Origin of the sequence: Paenibacillus sp. FSL R7-0198 (genome assembly GCF_038000415.1) — a bacterium.
GTDB lineage: Bacteria > Bacillota > Bacilli > Paenibacillales > Paenibacillaceae > Paenibacillus.
In genome coordinates this window covers 2383695-2401790 of the sequence record NZ_JBBOCB010000001.1, presented here as the reverse complement: position 1 = coordinate 2401790, position 18096 = coordinate 2383695, and the positions used below count along the sequence as shown (strand labels likewise).

Below are 18096 nucleotides of genomic sequence, written 5' to 3'. Positions count from 1 at the left end.
TTTTAATTTGAGCTAGTGGATCGGGTAAGGGACACGTTCAACATGACATTAGAAATGTTGACGCACCTCCTTTCCTTGTGGCAAGAGTATACAACACCTTGTTTCGGAAAGCTAGTCTTTTTTACGTATTTATGCAAAATTATTTTTCAGTCTGGAACATCGTAATATCTCGTGCATAATGACTCTTTGTTCCGTCATTGTTTCGGATGCGCACGCTGTCTTCACTGATCCGCTCCACGACGCCGCAACCTACTTCACAATAGACGCCAGCCGGGTCTTCCTGCCATGCGCTTACCATACATTGGGATAGTGCAGCCGTGAAAAACTCTATATTTTTTTGTAACGTTCTAGGTTTGTTGGATTTCATTATATACTCCTTTAATCAAATATATTTGGAATGAGAACAAGCAACCGGACCAAATCACACTGTACTTCACTTTACTCTGTCTATTGACCTTTGTAAAGGGATGGAAAAAGTTGCGCCCATGAGGTATCATTTACATAAATTTTACGTAGCGTTTACACTGCGCTGACGCTTGATGTTGATTACGAATAGTACAATTATATGAGAACTTCTAACCAAGAATAGATATGCAACACATTCGGAGGCCATACATGCATAGAGACGTCAAAACAGGCAACTACGTTAATCGTGATTTGAGTTGGGTTGAATTTAATCGGCGCGTACTTCAGGAGGCCCAGGATCCAACAACGCCTCTGCTGGAACGCATGAGATTTCTCGGCATTGTCGCTAGTAATCTGGACGAGTTCGTCAGTGTAAGGGTGGCGGAGACAAAAGAGAAGATCAAGGCCGGATTCACGCAAAAAGATTTTACAGGATACACGCCTTCGGGATTGTACCGCAGATTGATCAAACGAACCGGGACCATGGTCGCCGAACAGTATAAAACGTATCGTGAACTCATTCGTCTACTCGCCAAAAAAGGCGTGAACATTCAGGAATATACCGATCTCAATGTGACACAGCAGCGTGCAATGGACCAATACTTTCATGAGATTATTTTTCCGGTACTCACACCAATGGCGATTGACCAGAGTCGTCCGTTCCCGCTGGTACACAACAAGTCTGTCTATCTGTCCGTGATGTTACAGAAGGAAGGGGAGCAAGAGGGAGAGCCGTTTATGGCTATTGTTCAGGTGCCTTCCAATCTGCCGCGGGTAGTTCAGGCTCCCATTCGGGCGAATAGCAAAAAGAAAACATTCATTCTGATTGAAGATCTTATCAAACATCATATTCATACGCTCTTCAGTGGATATATCTCGCTTGCTGCACAGGAATTCCGAGTGACCCGCAATGCGGATCTGTTCATTAATGAAGAAGAAGCGGAAGATCTGCTTGAGGCTATTGAAAAAGAATTGCGACGCAGACGGCGCGGGGCTCCTGTACGACTGGAAGTTTGCAAGGATTTTCGTCCGGATGCCTTATTGGAATTGCAGGATGAATTTGATATCCAGGACCCGGTATATGAAATTGATGGACCACTTGATCTGAGTTTTCTGGCTGGATTCGTGGACAGTCTGGAAAGTTTTTCACATCTGAAATACAGTCCGGTGAAGCCAGTCTACCCACTTGAGTTTCTGCCAAGAGAAAGTCATTTTGAGCTGCTGCGTAAACGCGATGTACTGGTGCATCATCCATACGAATCGTTTGAACCAGTCACTGATTTTATATTGGAGGCTTCGGAAGATCCAAGAGTTCTGGCGATCAAGATGACTTTATATCGGGTCAATGGCGATTCACGCCTTATTCCGGCACTTGCTCTTGCCGCTGAGAGTGGTAAGCAGGTCACGGTGGTGGTGGAACTGAAAGCACGTTTTGATGAAGAGCGCAACATTGCTTGGGCTCGTAAGCTGGAGAAGGCCGGTTGTCACGTGGTTTATGGACTGGTTGGACTGAAGACCCATGCCAAAATCATTCTTGTCGTACGCAGGGAACAGCAGGGGCTGAGACGTTATGTCCATGTAGGAACCGGTAACTATAATGAGAGCACAGCCAAAGTGTATACGGACGTGGGACTGTTCACCTCTAATCCGATTATTGGGGAAGATGCATCCGAATTGTTCAATGAGATTACCGGATACTCCGGTCCGAAGGCATTGCAGGCGTTCCGCGTAGCTCCGGATGGTATGAAGGATGAGTTGTTTGCACTGATTCGTAGAGAAACAGAGCATGCGCTGAAAGGCAAACCTTCCAGAATCATTGCCAAGATCAACTCCTTATCCCATCAGGAAATGATTGATGAATTGTACGAGGCTTCTCAAGCTGGCGTGCAGATCGATCTGATTGTGCGTGGTGTATGTTGTCTGCGTCCGGGGGTAGAGGGGCTCAGTGAGAATATTCGGGTCATTAGCATTGTGGATCGTTTTCTGGAGCATTCAAGGTTGTTTTATTTTGAAAATAGCGGAAACCCGGATGTATTCATCTCCAGTGCAGACTGGATGACACGTAACCTGAATCGAAGAATTGAACTGATGTGTCCCGTATTTGATCCAGAGCTGAAAAAGATGCTAGTAGATATCCTTAATCTGTCCCTTATGGATAATGTCAAAGCGAGACAACTTATGCCTGGTGGCAATTATGTATTTGTAGAAAATGAAAAGCCCCCGCTGAGAAGTCAGACGGAGGCCATGGGTATTATCCCTTGGAAGCCTGCTGAATGGAGTGCGTTAACGTAACTCCCCAAGCTTCCTTCAGATCCTTGACGGCCTCTTCCAGGCCATCAAGTTCCAGTAACGGCTCAGCTGTACAGGTGAATTGCACCTGCAGCGAGTCGTTTTCTTTTGTTGCTTCGATCGCAGCGATGCTCTCGGATCGATTAATGGCTTCGGCTACGCGCAGCAGAGAGCCAATACGATGAGCATGCCGCTCATCCGAGTTTTTCAGAATGTCCCGGTGCTTATTCAGCAGCTGGGGCGTTCTTTTTTTGGGATGATAATCAGCTGCGCTGGCACTTAGAATGGTCTCCCGATGAGAAAGTCCATAGATGCTTGAATTCATGATCCAATAGGCCGAGTGCTGTGTATAACGGAAATAGTTAATCTGTTTACCTGCCATGTGCAGCATGGAGGATGCATACAGGATTCGGGCATCTGCTTGATCAGGAGGGGTACCTTGTAATGCCGTATACAGGGTAACCATATCCTGATGAATCCGTTGCAGACGTTTCTCTGGAATAGGCGGACCAAAATGGATAAAGTTGCGGATACTGTCCTTCAGCGCGTCCGGAACGACCGGCTGACCTCCAGCCATGTAATCACGCAACAACCCGTCTCGTAGACCCGCACCACTAACCACATAACGATCTCCCTGTATTAACTGGAAGACGGTTCGAAGGATCAGTACGCCGGGCACAATGATGTCTGCGCGATCTTTGGCGAGCCCGGGTACCTTTTTGCGCTGTGCCGAGGTGAGATGAGGCAAGGAGCGAGCGATGTTCTCCATCGCTTCCTCACTGATCTCATAATGATGGGTGACAGGCAAAGAATACTGGGTACGCTTCTGTTCCACTTTGGCAAGTGTACGCATTGTGCCACCAAGTCCGATGAGTGGCAGGCCGGGATGCTCACGAATCCAATCCTGTCCACGGAGAGCCTCAATGACTTCGTTGCACAATGCATTTGCATTCGCCTCGGTCCACTGATCTTCACCCCCATAACGGGCATGTGAATTCACTGCACCAATGGGGAGGGAGATGCTATGTAACCTTTTCCGATCCTGAAAGACCGTGATCTCTGTGCTGCCGCCTCCAATATCTACGACGTAACCGTCTGCCAGATCAATGGATTGAGTGACACCAAGGAACCCATAATAGGCCTCCCGATCTCCCGATACACATTCAATGGTAAGTCCCGTCTCTGTCTCCAGCCATTCAATAATTTCCAGGACATTGTTTGCATTACGAATAGCTGCGGTAGCTGCTGCGCGAATCAGCTTGGTCTGATACGCTTCACAGGTCGCTTTGAATTGACGCAAGATGGTAATGGCTTTATCCAGAGAATGGCGCAGAATGGTTCCATCGGACTCAACAACGCTGCTCAGACGAGCGGCGTATTTGTCTTCATGAATGATGCGATAGGCTGCGTCTTGATCCAGTTCATAGATAACTAGACGAATGGAGTTCGAGCCGATATCAATAATTCCTAAGGTTTCATTAGTACGTGTCATAAGCATCTCCTTCTACAGAGGTTCAACTACCCGAAGTGAAGAAGGGCAGCCATGGCTTCCGGTGAACCCGGCGGTGTGGCAGAGAAGGGCGTAGTTAACATAACAACAATGATAAAGACGATGAAACAGGCAAATATAAGACAACTCACGGCAAAGCCGCGATTACGCTTTTGCATAAACAGTCGAATACCTGTGACAAAAAGAAGTACCGTAACAGCTACCAGAACGATCGACATTGCAAAATAGGCTACGCCATAAAGTGATTTGAAAAATGCTTCCATTTGTTCTGAACGCTCCTTAGATCCTCATATTTAAGCCCTTCCAAGCCATTCCTTAGTAGCATACGACAGATTGACTTGTTTGAAAAGCAAACCGGGCGCTTGTTCCCGTTTCCGCCATCACCCCTGGGACAGGTTACATGGAAAAGGGGCCTTTGCCGTGGACAGACATCCAAGAAAGCAAGGCTTCTGTTGAGTATGTATAAGGAAGGACTATTGTTTCAAGGAAGGAGATCAACCCATGTCGAGACAACTTGCAAGCAAATGGCGGAAGACAGCGGCTCTGATGAAATACCCGGTAGCGGCTGTCCATATCCCACAGACCAAGGCATTCAATTCGGGTAATCTGCTACAAATGCTCAGTCGTTATGGAATGGTGTACGTCAAACCTATTGTAGGAGGCGGTGGTTACGGTGTCATTCGGGTATCGGCGAGCGGTGGGGCTTATCGATACACCCATATGAAAACGACCCGTTCTTTCGCCAGTTTCAGCCAGATGTATCGCTCTCTGGTGCGTGTAAAAGCTAGACGCAAGTACTTGATCCAGCAAGGTATTCATCTGGCAACAATTCAAGGGAGACCTGTTGATTACAGAGTCAAAGTTGTCAAAACCGAACGAGGCTGGGTATTCCGTTCTTTAGTAGGACGACTCGCTCGTCCCGGACTCTGTGTGACGAATCTGAGCAAGGGTGGCACCATGTTATCAGGAAGGCGAGCTCTTGGTTTATCCCTGCCACATATATCCGGTCGGCACAAACGCCGGGAGATGCGCTCCCTTACACTGACATGTACGTACATTATGGAAAGTCAGTTCCCTGGTGTAGGTCAGCTTGGATTTGATTATGGACTGGATTATTCAGGCAAGATCTGGATTTTGGAAGTGAATACCAGACCTCAATAGAAAATGAATGGAAAACTCAAGAAAATTCAAGAAAAACCGATAATATATAGAAGAAAACGGTATGAAAACCGTTTGAAATTTTACATTACTGGGTAATTTACTCGCAACAAGTCTTGAAACTATGAATTTATTCCAAAAAAAATACGCTGATAAACGTTCTGACAGTAGTACAAACTTCCTGTGCATAAATATTGTCCACACTATACACGTTGATTACTCTGTATTTTTTCCATTTATCAACAAACTATGCACAGGATTTCCACATAACGTTGTGGATAACAAGAACGCTTGTTCTCTATATGAATCTCTGATATGATAGTTTTGAGGAAAAAAAAGGAAAGGTTGTGGCGGGAAATGGCTATGTTATCCGATGAGATGTTGTTGGATTCCTACCATAAAGCGATTGAGTTGAATCTCGAACGAGATTTCATCGCACTGCTGTTGGCAGAAATCCATAAGCGCAAACTGGGTACCGACGTATCTGCCATTCTTCACTAGAGATCCTCATTGCAGGCAATGTTACAGGTTTCCGGACAAGTCCCATAGTGAGACAGGCCATGGCGTGCTCGTCTGACAATGGTGACAGTACATCACATGATTGCAAACGTTTTCGACTTCGTCTGCCGTGTCAGAGGAAGGTTGGAATACGTAGGGGCTGTATGGTCCGGTGTAATCATCCAATTTGCCGCATTCTAACAGTCCCTGAAGGCAGTGGGGGCAAGCCTGCTCCGGTACAACCAGACCGTTACACAGCGGGCATATATAAGACAAGGGTATCCCTCCTGATATGGATTCACTCAGGAGTAAGATACCCTTTTTTGTATCAATATATGTTATTTCAGCCAAACTAGCGTTTCATGTTACTACTGTGTCCTGGGGACAACTTGGCATCCGGATCGAAGTATACCTTCGCATTGTTAACGGCTGTTGGAGCTTCGCCGAATCCGACAGCGATCAGCTTCAGTTTACCTGGGTAGGTTGTGATATCTCCGGCAGCGAAGATTCCTGGAATAGATGTTTCCATGCGGGAATCAACAACGATGGAGTTGCTGTCAATTTCGATACCCCACTCGGCAATCGGTCCGAGAGAAGAGACAAATCCGAAGTTAACGATCACGTCATCTACTTCGATTTCCTGAGTTTCTTTGGTTTTCACATGGGAAAGGGTTACCTTGGTAATGGTATCATCCCCATGAAGTTCCGTGATTTCGGTCGGTGTAACAACGTTCACCTTGGAATTCATCAGGTTTTCAACACTGTGCTCATGTGCACGGAACTTGTCCCGGCGATGGATCAGCGTCACTTGCTCAGCGATAGGCTCCAGCATGAGTGCCCAGTCTACCGCGGAGTCACCGCCGCCACTGATCAGTACTTTTTTGCCAGCGAAGGCATTCAGATCACTGATGAAGTAGTGCAGGTTGCTCTTCTCGAACTTGGCAGCACCTTCAAGCTCCAGGCGACGTGGTTCGAATGCACCTACGCCAGCTGTAATAATGACGGCTTTGGCATGATATTCATTCTCATCCGTCTTCACGACGAAATGTTGTTCATCCTTTTTCTCCACCGATACAACCTTTTCTTCAAGGCGGATGTTCGGGTTAAAATGGCTCATTTGCTCAACCAGGTTATTCACCAGTTCCTGAGCTGTTACTTTCGGGAATCCGGCTACATCATAGATGTATTTCTCCGGGTAAAGAGCGGCAAGCTGTCCGCCAAGCTGTGGCATACTTTCAACCAGTGTAACGGATGCCTGACGCATCCCACCGTAAAACGCGGCGAACAGACCCGCAGGGCCTCCACCGATAATAAGTAAATCAGTCATATCATGACTGGAATTTTGTGCAGTCAAGAATCAACAACACCTTTCATATTTTAATAGGTAGTTAACAGAAAGAATGTGCAGGCTACGTATCGTAACCGGCATTGGTGCTGAACTGTCTTTCCTATTATAAACGGTGTATTCAGGGTTGCAAAGTTAGCGGCGTCACGAAACTGAGAATAATTGATGAAGATCAGATGAGAATAGGATGAAATTGGAAATGAAAGGTTATGAAAAATAACAAAAAAAACCTTGATCTTTACTAGAAATACAGATATCCTTGACCTGTACTATGTGTTTTTTTGTCTAATTTAGAGTCAATATGTAATATGAAGACAGATCCCGTGTTTTGTAGAATCTTGTGGTTAATTTCACAACATGAAACGATAACTTGCGTGCAAACGTATCAATTTCATAAACCCTTTAGTTGCTTCAATCAAGTCTAGATATAGATCAAAACAGTTCGATATGTCGATATCTAGTTTCATAAAATCCATTTTTAGTGAGTCATGAAATTGATGCAAACGTTTAAATAAATTCGCGAAGTTAACATTTGTCGTCATAATGGGCAAGACCTCATCAATATTTGTAAGTATGTGCATTTTGCATCTCACCCAAGATCGGGCTGATGCAAGTGAAACCGGAAGGGGTATAGACATGAGCAGTATTCCCAAAATCGTCATCCTCGGCGCGGGCTATGGCGGGATTCTGACAGCCCAGCGGCTGCAGAAGGAATTGAACTATAACGAGGCCGACGTCACACTGGTGAATCGGCATGATTATCATTATATTACTACACATCTACATATGCCGGCAGCCGGCACGGATACCATTGAGCATGCAAGAGTGCCCATTTCCAAGCTGATTGATGAGTTCAAGATTGATCTGGTCAAGTCTTCCGTGAAGGAGATTCGTCTGCAGGATCGGAAGATTATTCTGGAGGACGGCACGTTATCCTATGATTATCTGATTATTGGACTAGGCGGTGAGCCTGAGACCTTCGGTATTCCGGGTATGCTTGATCACGCCATGACAATCCGAAGCATTAACTCGGTCAGACTGATTCGAGAACACATCGAATATCAATTTGCGATGTACAAAAACGATAACAAACGAAATCGTATTCGGTTTGTCGTAGGTGGAGCGGGTTTCAGCGGTGTTGAATTTGTAGCTGAACTTGCAGATCGTATTCCACAGCTGTGCAAAGAGTTCGACGTGAACCCGAAACATGTGCACATCTATAATGTAGAGGCAGCGCCTTCGGCCTTGCCTGGATTTGACCCGGAATTGGTAGAACATGCGATGAATGTGCTCAAGAAGAAGGGCGTTACTTTCAAAATTGGTGTTCCAATCAAGCAATGTCTCCCGGACGGGGTTATTGTGGGTGAGGGTGAAAAGCTCGATGCGGCTACAGTCGTATGGACCGGCGGTATTCGCGGTAACTCACTGCTTGAACAGGCAGGTCTTGAAGTGATGCGAGGACGTGTGAAAGTAGATGACTACTTGCGTGCTCCGGGGCATGAGCATGTCTATGTCATTGGTGATAATTCACTTGTGTTCAATGCTGAAGGACGGCCTTATCCGCCAACAGCTCAGATTGCGATGCAGCAGGGTGTGAACTGCGCCAAGAACGTCGTGGCATCCATTCGCAAGAAACAGCCACAACCTTTTGTATTTACGAGCAAAGGCACGGTTGCATCACTGGGTAAAGGTGAAGCTATTGCCGTTGTAGGCGGCAAGAAATACAAAGGCTGGAAAGCGGCTCAGCTGAAGAAGCTGGTTGATCTGCGTTATCTGTTCATCATTGGTGGTATTCCGTTAGTCCTGAAGAAAGGGCGGTTTTTTGGATGAGACATTGCAGTGTTCAGGTCCGGGGACTATTAACACGTGAAGAGCTGGATCGATACAACGCCCTGATGCAGGTCGGGAGTTATCTGGAGGAACAGGATCAATATGATCTGGCCTACATTGTGCAGAAAGAAGTGGATATTCTCATTATGCCTGCGATTGAGCGGCTTAAAGAGAAGGGTCGTGACCGTGACCGGGCCACAGCTGAGTTCCTCGAATCGCTGAAAGCGGTAGATGAGGAGCAAGATTAGAGACGATATAAGTTGAACTAAAGATGTTTACACATACACTTCAATGACAGAATAACCTTCCAATCGCTGTTATCCCCAGATTTTTTTGATTCCCTTTTGTTAAAGGGAAAATCCGGTGATAAAGGCGAACGCTTCGCTTTTTCAGGTTTTTTCTGTCCTTTCCGTTTTTGTGTAAATAAATAGTTCAAACAATATAGATCTAAATCAAGCTTGAGGTAGTAGAATATTGATAGATAATAAAGCACCGCAGACAGTATCCTTTACAGGAGATGTCGCGGTGCTTTATTGTGCGTTGTGCTATTTTTACAGCTTAAGCATGTCTTCCAGTGTTCCTTCGTTCAACAGACTTCCCACGTAGAACGAACCGAATTCGCCATACCGTGCGCTAACTTCATCGAAACGCATCTCATAGACAAGTTTTTTGAACTGAAGTGCATCATCCGCAAACAGTGTAACGCCCCATTCCCAATCGTCGAAACCGACAGAGCCGGTAATAATCTGTTTTACTTTACCCGCGTAGCTACGACCAATCATGCCGTGACTGCGCATCATGGTACGACGCTCGTCCATGGACAGCATGTACCAGTTGTCATTCAGCTCACGTTTTTTGTTCATTGGATAGAAACAGATGTATTGCCGTTGTGGCAGAACCGGTTTCAGACGGGCGATAATCTCCGGATTTTGCATCGGGTCTTCGCCTTCTTTGCCAAGATAGTTGCTCAGTTCCACTACACTGACGTAGGAATACGACTTAGTCGTGTATTGAGCAAACATCGTTTTGTTAAACGCGTTCTCAACAGCCTTCAGATCTTCCAGCGTTTCACGCAGGTGCATCATGACGAGGTCTGCTTTTTGACCTACAACCGTATATACAACGGTACTTCCTTTGGATGAATCCTCGACTTCTTTCCATTCTTTCCAGAATTCCTGAAGCTCGTCCAGTGCTACAGCGCGTTCTTCATCATCTGCTGCTTTCCAGGCGGCCCAGTTAATCGAGCGAAAATCATGCAGGGCATACCAGCCCTCCAGTGTTGATGCGGCTTCGTTCATTGGTTGTGTTCCTCCTGCAAGGTATATTTCCAAATCCCTATAAGGGACGGGTGAGTGCTTTATCGTTTACATTGTATCCCAACATGAAGCAGAAGGGCAAATGAACAGAGTATAAATATAGGGAAATTTGTCCAGAAAGTTCGTTGCTTCGCCACATTTTTTGCGGTACACTAACTACTATCCAGAAGTGAAACCTGAATGTGTGAAAGAAGAGGTGAATGTCGCCCGATGCAATTTATACCTGTGTTGGTATTGATGGTATTATTTTTCGTTATGATGTTTGGTATCGGTTTCATTCTGAACATGCTGATGAAGACCACCTGGTTTCCTTCCTATCTGTTCATCATTGTGATTTTGCCTGTCGTCGTGTACTCTCTATGGGATCATTCGTCATCTCTGATGTCACATCTGGGTTCTTTCCAGCTTGTAGACTATATGACGGGCATCGCTGGACTGGCTGGTGCGATAATCAGTGGCTGGACGATCCAGAAGTTGCGTTTGGGTGGGTACAGAATGTTTTAGATTGTTGGAAGTAGTTACACATGCCACTGTAATCGCGTGAAAGTCTTGTCTTTGTCGTAAACGCTTACGAGTACAAAGGGAAGGCTTTTTTGCTGTTCATTTATATTAGAAGGATTATTGTACACTTGTACTTCATATACATCTGGAGAACATTCTCTTTAGATATTCCCTTGTATTCTGCGGCTACAGCTTTTATAGTATTCTAGCGGCTCTCGACATTTTATTTTAGAAATTTGCTGAATTCGGCGAAAACGTGAATGATGTCGACCTAGGATGAAACGGAGCGAGAACAGGCCATCTTTTTACCTGTTTTTGAGCATTTGAGGATCAGACATTTATGATAGAATAGATAAACATACTTTTGGGGAGAAGGAGATCAGGCTATGCGCATGAAGAATCTGCACCATTATACTGAACATCATCGCTACTGCGTATACAGGGAGTTTGGACTTAGCGCCCTGGATGACCGTATGCTTACAGGAGCATATCAGCCCATGGTAGGTGCTTTTGCGGTTGGCTTGTATCGGCTGTTGTTTCAGCATCTTCCCGGTGAACAGGTCGGTTATTCGCCGGTTGAACAGCAACGGAGGCTGTTCATGACGCTTGGCTTGGAGCCAAGTGAGAAGGGGCGCAAATATATGTTAGAGCAGACATCCAAGCTTGAGGCAGTGGGGCTACTTCAGACTTCACGGTTATATATACCGGAAAATGATGATTACATCTACGAATATGAGCTGCAACCGCCGCTCTCTCCGGCAGAGTTTTTCCGGACACAGCATTTGACACTGCTGCTTCGTGACAAGATTGGTAAATTCGCAGTTCTTTCCCTGCGTTCCGGTTTCTCGGCAGTGGAAAATGGGGACGCACCTTATCCGGCAGCCAATAAAGAGAATATTTCCGTTCCCTTTTACGATATATTTGAATTGAATACCCACGTAATTGATTACGAGTTGGAGCAGGCTTTGTCGGAAGTATCAACTACAGCCCAGCGGACAGGCACGAATGATGCAGCGGAAGAAAATAGTTTGAACTATGCCGACATTATTTTGCGTTTCCCGCGGGAGTCCGTCAATCGCCGTCATGTGGAACAGCTGCGGTTCGATCACGAACAACTGGGCATTGTAAATTATGTAGTAAACAAGTTTAACCTCAGTGTGCAGGATGTATGCCGTCTGTTGGATGAAGATGATATCTTCAGTCCACAGGGCCAGCTGATTCTGGATGATCTTCAACATAAGGCGAGTATGCAGTTCAGACAGACGAAGAAGCGGCATGAGCAACAGACTGTACAGGCAGCCAAGGTCGTGGCACTGAGACAGCATATGGAGGAGCCTGAGCGGAAAGAGGACTCTGGTGAACCACCTGTTGAGCATGGAGTACAGATGGAATACTACGTCGAAGTACCTCCGCAATTTATGACCAAGTGTGATATTCATCAATATAATATGATGTTACGCAATGAGCCATATACTCGTCTGTTGCAGACATTTTTCCCGGGTGCAGTACCGGACAATCTGATCGATATATTTGAGAAAATTGATCTGAGTTACAAGTTGCCGGGTGAAGTTATCAATGTATTGATTCATTATTTGATGGCATTGCTAGTATCCGGCGGAGAGCAGCGGATTAACCGTAACTTCGTTGAGGCCATTGCCTCCAACATGTTGCTTAAACAGGTGAACTCATATGAGAAAGCTGTTCAATATATTCGTGATCAGGCCAAGGTCAAAGGCAAACAGGCTGCTGGTGCAGCTGGAACCCGTACCCGTACATACGGCAAAGGAACCAAAGCTAAGCCCGAAATTCCGATTGTACAAGACATAAGCACCGATGGGGATGCCGTATCTGAGGAAGAGTTCGAAGAGATGATGAGATTTGCCCAGCAGATGCAAGCCAGTAAGCAAAAAGGAACTTCTTAAAAGTTCTGCGAATTTGACTAATAAAAATGATGAATTTTTCACTCATACGTGTGGCGATAAATAATTAATTCTCCGTTGTTTTGCTTTCCTGAGCTCTTATTCATTCATAATAGGTTTTAAAAAAGACAGCCTGGCTTCGTAGCAGGCTGTCTTTTCGTTTCGTCACGATCAGGATTATGCAGTACTAGCTCCGTTATGAATCACAAGAAGTTTGAAAGGTTCTTACAATGTTCAGAATCGGTTCAGTGGACCCCGCTATACTCATTCCCAAGGGGGAACATAGAGTTAATCAATGTAAGAGGGCTCATTGTAGAATCATAACTTTAGGAGGAGTATTACATTGTATAACAAACCAAATCGTTTTCTATTTGTATTTAAAATATTCTCTATCGTATGCCTTACCTTTAGTATTACTCTCTACAACTTCGTTCCAAATCAGGCGTATGCGAGTTCGAATGTATCTATTCGTGTGATCAACGATCCTGTAGGAAGTTTTATCGATTCGACAGTTGGATTGCCGAACGGAAAAATTGGCCTCATGTATTACTCCAATAATGCCAAAGAAATTTGGTACAAAGTTGTTAAGGCAGACGGAACTGTCGAATTTGACAAAAAACTGTTTGATTTTGGCACGAATCGATCATATAAAGTTTTCCCTTTCGCTACATCAACAGGGGATACAGTCATTCCATATATTGAAGATTTGGATAATATGAATTCGGCCGGTGAGTATAAATATATGGTTGTCGATAAGAACGGTAATGTGGGGAGTAGCTCATCGTTTGCGACATCAACCTACATGACTTATCCAACCGGCGCTGCCCTTCTTTCCAACGGTGGAGTGGCTATTACTTTTCATAGCAATACGACTGGCTTATACGATTATGAATTGCGGTTTTACGACGCAAATAAAAGTCTGGTTCGTACGGTGTTATTTCAGGATCGTATAAGCATCTATGAAAAATATTATCCTGTTATCGCAAACAATAACGATAGACTTTTACTGACAAGTAAAACGGACTCGGGGTATCAGGCTACGTTATATGATAATAGCGGAAATAAAATAAAAGATGTGGTTAGTGGGGCAAACCTTCGCGCTACGGCATTATCCAATTCAAATTTTGCTATTATATCTGGTGATGCAAGCAGCCAGATGTCTATGAGTATCTATGATCAGGATGGCAATGTTGTAGGAAGCCCAGTTGTAATAGGAGGACCTCTCGGGCCGGTGTCCAATGACTATAAGGCGACGATGCCGAATCCGCTTATACTTTCAAAGGCGGATGGTAAGATCGTGTTTTATAATTTTAATGGTAACAACAATACGGTAAAAATGAAGGAGTTCACGAACACTGGTTCATTATCCAAAGATTGGTATACGATAGATTCTGCAGCTTCTTCAGAGTATGGATATGTGCCTTATAGCGGGTATGAAGGGGGATTCGGCGTATATAACGATGTAACGGGTTTCTTAACATACGAACCTTCTACTCAAGCACCAGTATCGCCGATAATCACAAGCCAGCCAAGTGACCAGACAGTAACGGAAGGCCAGACGGCCACGTTCACCGTAACGGCAAGTGGAGACGCACCGCTGAGTTATCAGTGGAAGAAGAACGGCACCGATATTACTGGCGCAACATCTTCCACGCTCACCGTTACCAATGTGCAAGCAGTGAATGCGGGCAGCTATACGGTAGAGGTAACCAACACGGCGGGGAATGTAACAAGCAACGCCGCGTTGTTGACGGTAAATCCGGCACCAGTATCGCCGGCAATCACAAGCCAGCCAAGTGACCAGACAGTAACGGAAGGTCAGACAGCGACGTTTACGGTAACGGCAATTGGAGACACGCCGCTGAGCTACCAGTGGAAGAAAAACGGCACTGACATCAACGGTGCGACATCATCCACGCTTACCGTCACTAATGCACAAAAGGTAGACGAGGGCAGCTATACGGTAGAGGTGACCAACACGGCGGGGAATGTAACAAGCAACGCTGCGTTGTTGACGGTAAATCCGGCACCAGTATCGCCGGCAATCACAAGCCAGCCAAGTGACCAGACAGTAACGGAAGGCCAGACAGCCACGTTCAGCGTAACGGCAAGCGGGGACGCACCGCTGAGCTACCAGTGGAAGAAGAACAGTACTGACATCAACGGTGCGACATCATCCACGCTCACCGTCACTAATGCACAAAAGGTAGACGAGGGCAGCTATACGGTAGAGGTAACCAACACAGCAGGGAATGTAACAAGCAACGCTGCGTCGCTGACGGTGAATCCCGCACCAGTATCGCCGATAATCACAAGCCAGCCAAGTGACCAGACAGTAACGGAAGGCCAGACGGCCACGTTCACCGTAACGGCAAGTGGAGACGCACCGCTGAGTTATCAGTGGAAGAAGAACGGCACCGATATTACTGGCGCAACATCTTCCACGCTCACCGTTACCAATGTGCAAGCAGTGAATGCGGGCAGCTATACGGTAGAGGTAACCAACACGGCGGGGAATGTAACAAGCGACGCCGCGTTGTTGACGGTAAATCCGGCACCAGTATCGCCGGCAATCACAAGCCAGCCAAGTGACCAGACAGTAACGGAAGGTCAGACAGCGACGTTTACGGTAACGGCAATTGGAGACACGCCGCTGAGCTACCAGTGGAAGAAAAACGGCACTGACATCAACGGTGCGACATCATCCACGCTTACCGTCACTAATGCACAAAAGGTAGACGAGGGCAGCTATACGGTAGAGGTGACCAACACGGCGGGGAATGTAACAAGTAACGCTGCGTTGTTGACGGTAAATCCGGCACCAGTATCGCCGGCAATCACAAGCCAGCCAAGTGACCAGACAGTAACGGAAGGCCAGACAGCCACGTTCAGCGTAACGGCAAGCGGGGACGCACCGCTGAGCTACCAGTGGAAGAAGAACAGTACTGACATCAACGGTGCGACATCATCCACGCTCACCGTCACTAATGCACAAAAGGTAGACGAGGGCAGCTATACGGTAGAGGTAACCAACACAGCAGGGAATGTGACGAGTAACGCCGCGTTGTTGACGGTAAATCCGGTACTAGTATCGCCGGCAATCACAAGCCAGCCAAGTGACCAGACAGTTACGGAAGGTCAGACAGCGACGTTCAGCGTAACGGCAAGCGGAGACACGCCGCTGAGCTACCAGTGGAAGAAGAACGGCACTGATATCACTGGCGCAACATCTTCCACGCTCACCGTTACCAATGTGCAAGCAGTGAATGCGGGCAGCTATACGGTAGAGGTAACCAACACGGCGGGGAATGTAACAAGCAACGCCGCGTTGTTGACGGTAAATCCGGCACCAGTATCGCCGGCAATCACAAGCCAGCCAAGTGACCAGACAGTAACGGAAGGTCAGACAGCGACGTTTACGGTAACGGCAATTGGAGACACGCCGCTGAGCTACCAGTGGAAGAAAAACGGCACTGACATCATTGGCGCAACATCAGCCACGCTCACTGTTACCAATGCGCAATCGGTGGATGCGGGCAGCTATACAGTAGAGGTGACTAACACGGCGGGGAACGTAACGAGCAACGCCGCGTTGCTGACGGTGAACTCGGTCTCACTACCCGGCCCGATTAGCCCAACGACGGCGACGTTTGATAAAAACACGACGAACACATTAGCCGGGTCCTACCGGGATGTTGAGACGACGATGAGCTTAAATGGCAACATGCTAATCAACATCGCGAACGGTGTGACACTGCTGAGCGGGGGAATTGATTACACAGTCAGTGGGTCCACGGTGACGATAAAGAAAGAGTACTTGGCTACACAGCCTGTTGGTTTAACGACACTGACGTTGAACTTCAGCGCAGGAACAGCTCAGACATTGACGCTTACGGTTCGCGACACAACGGCATCAACCCCGATACCGTCAAACCCTACGCCATCAAGTCCGACACCATCACCATCAACACTACCTTCAACACCACAAACGCCTGCTAACACTGGAGTGGACGTTATAGTGAACGGAAAGGTTGAGAATGCTGGCATAGCAACAACTTTCCAGCAAGGTGGTCAGACGATCACAACTGTTGTGGTCGATGAGAAAAAGCTAGAACAGCGCCTTGCGGCAGAAGGCAACGGTGCTGTAATCATCATTCCGGTGAACACGAATTCGGATGTGGTGATCGGCGAACTTAACGGTCAGATGGTTAAAAATATGGAGAATCGGCAGGCAACGGTGGTAATCCGGACGAAAAATGCCAGCTATACGCTGCCAGCCAAACAAATGAATATTGATGCTTTATCCCAGCAAGTGGGCAGCAATGTGCAATTGCAAGATATTATAATCAAGATTGAGATTGCCGAACCGAAGGCGGAAACCGTTCAGGTTGTTGAGAAGGCTGCTTCCAGCGGTAACTTTACACTGGTTGTTCCCTCAATGGACTTCGCTGTGTATGCCTCTTATGGTGACCAGACTGTGGAAATAAGTAAATTCAATGCATATGTAGAGCGGACGATTGCGATTCCGGCTGGCATCGATCCTAACAAGATAACGACAGGTGTGGTCGTGGAGCCGGATAGTGCGGTACGTCACGTGCCGACGAAGGTTGTACGAACGGAAGACACCTATTTTGCCAAGATCAACAGTCTGACAAATAGCACGTATTCTATCGTGTGGCATCCGCTTGTGTTCAACGATGCCGCAAATCATTGGGCTAAAGAAGCGGTGAATGACATGGGATCGAGGATGGTTATAAACGGCTTTGAAGATGGAACTTTCAAGCCTAACCAGAACATGACCCGAGCAGAGTTTGCAGCGATTATAGTACGAGGATTGGGACTTCGTTTGGAAAATGGCGAGGCGCCGTTCAGCGATATTCAATCCGCTGATTGGTACAATGCCGCAGTGCAAACAGCTTCAGCGTTCAAACTTATCGATGGCTTTGAGGACGGCACGTTCCATCCAAACGACAGCATCACACGTGAGCAGGCGATGGTCATTATCGCTAAAGCCATGACAATCAGCGGTCTGAAAGATAAGCTCAAGCTACAGGGGCAAGATGCTGCGACATTGCTCGGCCAATTCGAGGATGCGAATAAAGTTTCCATTTGGGCAAAAGCTGGTGTATCCGATGCGTTGTTGGCAGGTATTGTAACCGGTCGGAACGGAAACATATTAGATTCAAAAGCTTATGTAACCCGAGCTGAGGTTGCCACGATGATTCGAAATCTGCTCATTAAGTCGGAATTAATTTAAAGTGTTGAAGGCCCTCTATTTACAGAGGGCCTTTTTGTGAGTACTTCAAACAGAGAATGTTTTTTTCT

14 protein-coding genes are annotated in these 18096 nt (G+C 46.5%); 8 read left to right on the top strand and 6 right to left on the bottom strand.

The genetic code is table 11. The features are described from left to right. Nucleotides 1-139 precede the first annotated feature (139 nt). On the bottom strand, nt 140-367 hold the full coding sequence (locus MKY87_RS10280; protein WP_338588477.1) for a hypothetical protein: 228 nt from the start codon (nt 365-367) through the stop codon (nt 140-142). Nucleotides 368-615: 248 nt separating this feature from the next. On the opposite strand from MKY87_RS10280, the gene ppk1 reads away from it, so the two are divergent. Continuing rightward, on the top strand, nt 616-2697 hold the full coding sequence (gene ppk1 / locus MKY87_RS10275; protein ID WP_036605760.1) for a polyphosphate kinase 1: 2082 nt from the start codon (nt 616-618) through the stop codon (nt 2695-2697). On the opposite strand, the gene MKY87_RS10270 is transcribed toward ppk1, so the two are convergent. Further along, complete coding sequence (locus MKY87_RS10270; protein ID WP_340964307.1) at nt 2657-4186, bottom strand: Ppx/GppA phosphatase family protein; 1530 nt, start codon at nt 4184-4186, stop codon at nt 2657-2659. The genes ppk1 and MKY87_RS10270 overlap by 41 nt on opposite strands. Nucleotides 4187-4212: 26 nt before the next feature. Next, a complete protein-coding gene (locus MKY87_RS10265; RefSeq protein ID WP_017692428.1) occupies nt 4213-4467 on the bottom strand; it encodes a hypothetical protein in 255 nt (84 codons plus the stop codon). Between the two features lie 238 nt (nt 4468-4705). On the opposite strand from MKY87_RS10265, the gene MKY87_RS10260 reads away from it, so the two are divergent. Both MKY87_RS10260 and MKY87_RS10255 read left to right on the top strand, forming a co-directional pair. Continuing rightward, the gene (locus MKY87_RS10260; RefSeq protein ID WP_091037871.1) at nt 4706-5365 is read left to right on the top strand and encodes a YheC/YheD family protein; all 660 of its coding nucleotides are present in this window, start codon (nt 4706-4708) and stop codon (nt 5363-5365) included. A 354-nt stretch (nt 5366-5719) separates the two neighbouring features. Then, on the top strand, nt 5720-5863 hold the full coding sequence (locus MKY87_RS10255; protein WP_017692430.1) for a sporulation histidine kinase inhibitor Sda: 144 nt from the start codon (nt 5720-5722) through the stop codon (nt 5861-5863). A 21-nt stretch (nt 5864-5884) separates the two neighbouring features. Here MKY87_RS10255 and MKY87_RS10250 read toward each other — a convergent pair whose 3' ends face one another. Together MKY87_RS10250 and MKY87_RS10245 are read right to left on the bottom strand one after the other, a co-directional pair. After that, nucleotides 5885-6136 carry a hypothetical protein gene (locus tag MKY87_RS10250; RefSeq protein ID WP_074096361.1) on the bottom strand — a complete coding sequence of 84 codons (252 nt, stop codon included), beginning with the start codon at nt 6134-6136 and terminating at the stop codon, nt 5885-5887. Between the two features lie 76 nt (nt 6137-6212). Then, nucleotides 6213-7187, bottom strand: a complete 975-nt coding sequence (locus MKY87_RS10245; RefSeq protein ID WP_210437008.1) for an NAD(P)/FAD-dependent oxidoreductase — start codon at nt 7185-7187, stop codon at nt 6213-6215. A gap of 654 nt (nt 7188-7841) precedes the next feature. Here MKY87_RS10245 and MKY87_RS10240 point away from each other — a divergent pair. Further along, nucleotides 7842-9035 (top strand): NAD(P)/FAD-dependent oxidoreductase, encoded by a 1194-nt coding sequence (locus MKY87_RS10240; RefSeq protein ID WP_036605766.1) that lies wholly within the window; start codon nt 7842-7844, stop codon nt 9033-9035. Continuing rightward, a complete protein-coding gene (locus tag MKY87_RS10235; RefSeq protein WP_340913111.1) occupies nt 9032-9283 on the top strand; it encodes a hypothetical protein in 252 nt (83 codons plus the stop codon). Before MKY87_RS10240 ends, MKY87_RS10235 begins: the two co-directional genes overlap by 4 nt. 303 nt (nt 9284-9586) lie before the next feature. Here MKY87_RS10235 and hemQ read toward each other — a convergent pair whose 3' ends face one another. Beyond that, on the bottom strand, nt 9587-10333 hold the full coding sequence (gene hemQ, locus MKY87_RS10230) for a hydrogen peroxide-dependent heme synthase (RefSeq protein ID WP_062837936.1): 747 nt from the start codon (nt 10331-10333) through the stop codon (nt 9587-9589). A gap of 228 nt (nt 10334-10561) precedes the next feature. On the opposite strand from hemQ, the gene MKY87_RS10225 reads away from it, so the two are divergent. The 3 genes from MKY87_RS10225 (at nt 10562) to MKY87_RS10215 (ending at nt 18028) form a co-directional block, all read left to right on the top strand. After that, the gene (locus MKY87_RS10225) at nt 10562-10855 is read left to right on the top strand and encodes a YuiB family protein (protein ID WP_091037866.1); all 294 of its coding nucleotides are present in this window, start codon (nt 10562-10564) and stop codon (nt 10853-10855) included. A 383-nt stretch (nt 10856-11238) separates the two neighbouring features. Next, entirely contained in the window at nt 11239-12774 is a 1536-nt protein-coding gene (locus MKY87_RS10220; RefSeq protein WP_340964303.1) for a helicase DnaB, read from the top strand. Nucleotides 12775-13114: 340 nt separating this feature from the next. Continuing rightward, nucleotides 13115-18028, top strand: coding sequence for an immunoglobulin domain-containing protein (locus tag MKY87_RS10215; RefSeq protein WP_340964301.1), 4914 nt, complete (start codon nt 13115-13117; stop codon nt 18026-18028). Nucleotides 18029-18096 lie beyond the last annotated feature (68 nt).

Bases quoted from the DNA above. Each gene is read 5' to 3' on its own strand.
- MKY87_RS10235 (WP_340913111.1), top strand. From the start codon at position 9,032: ATGAGACATTGCAGTGTTCAGGTCCGGGGACTATTAACACGTGAAGAG.
- hemQ (WP_062837936.1), bottom strand. From the start codon at position 10,333: ATGAACGAAGCCGCATCAACACTGGAGGGCTGGTATGCCCTGCATGAT.
- MKY87_RS10240 (WP_036605766.1), top strand. From the start codon at position 7,842: ATGAGCAGTATTCCCAAAATCGTCATCCTCGGCGCGGGCTATGGCGGG.
- MKY87_RS10280 (WP_338588477.1), bottom strand. From the start codon at position 367: ATGAAATCCAACAAACCTAGAACGTTACAAAAAAATATAGAGTTTTTC.
- MKY87_RS10245 (WP_210437008.1), bottom strand. From the start codon at position 7,187: ATGACTGATTTACTTATTATCGGTGGAGGCCCTGCGGGTCTGTTCGCC.
- MKY87_RS10260 (WP_091037871.1), top strand. From the start codon at position 4,706: ATGTCGAGACAACTTGCAAGCAAATGGCGGAAGACAGCGGCTCTGATG.
- MKY87_RS10225 (WP_091037866.1), top strand. From the start codon at position 10,562: ATGCAATTTATACCTGTGTTGGTATTGATGGTATTATTTTTCGTTATG.
- MKY87_RS10270 (WP_340964307.1), bottom strand. From the start codon at position 4,186: ATGACACGTACTAATGAAACCTTAGGAATTATTGATATCGGCTCGAAC.
- ppk1 (WP_036605760.1), top strand. From the start codon at position 616: ATGCATAGAGACGTCAAAACAGGCAACTACGTTAATCGTGATTTGAGT.
- MKY87_RS10255 (WP_017692430.1), top strand. From the start codon at position 5,720: ATGGCTATGTTATCCGATGAGATGTTGTTGGATTCCTACCATAAAGCG.
- MKY87_RS10220 (WP_340964303.1), top strand. From the start codon at position 11,239: ATGCGCATGAAGAATCTGCACCATTATACTGAACATCATCGCTACTGC.
- MKY87_RS10265 (WP_017692428.1), bottom strand. From the start codon at position 4,467: ATGGAAGCATTTTTCAAATCACTTTATGGCGTAGCCTATTTTGCAATG.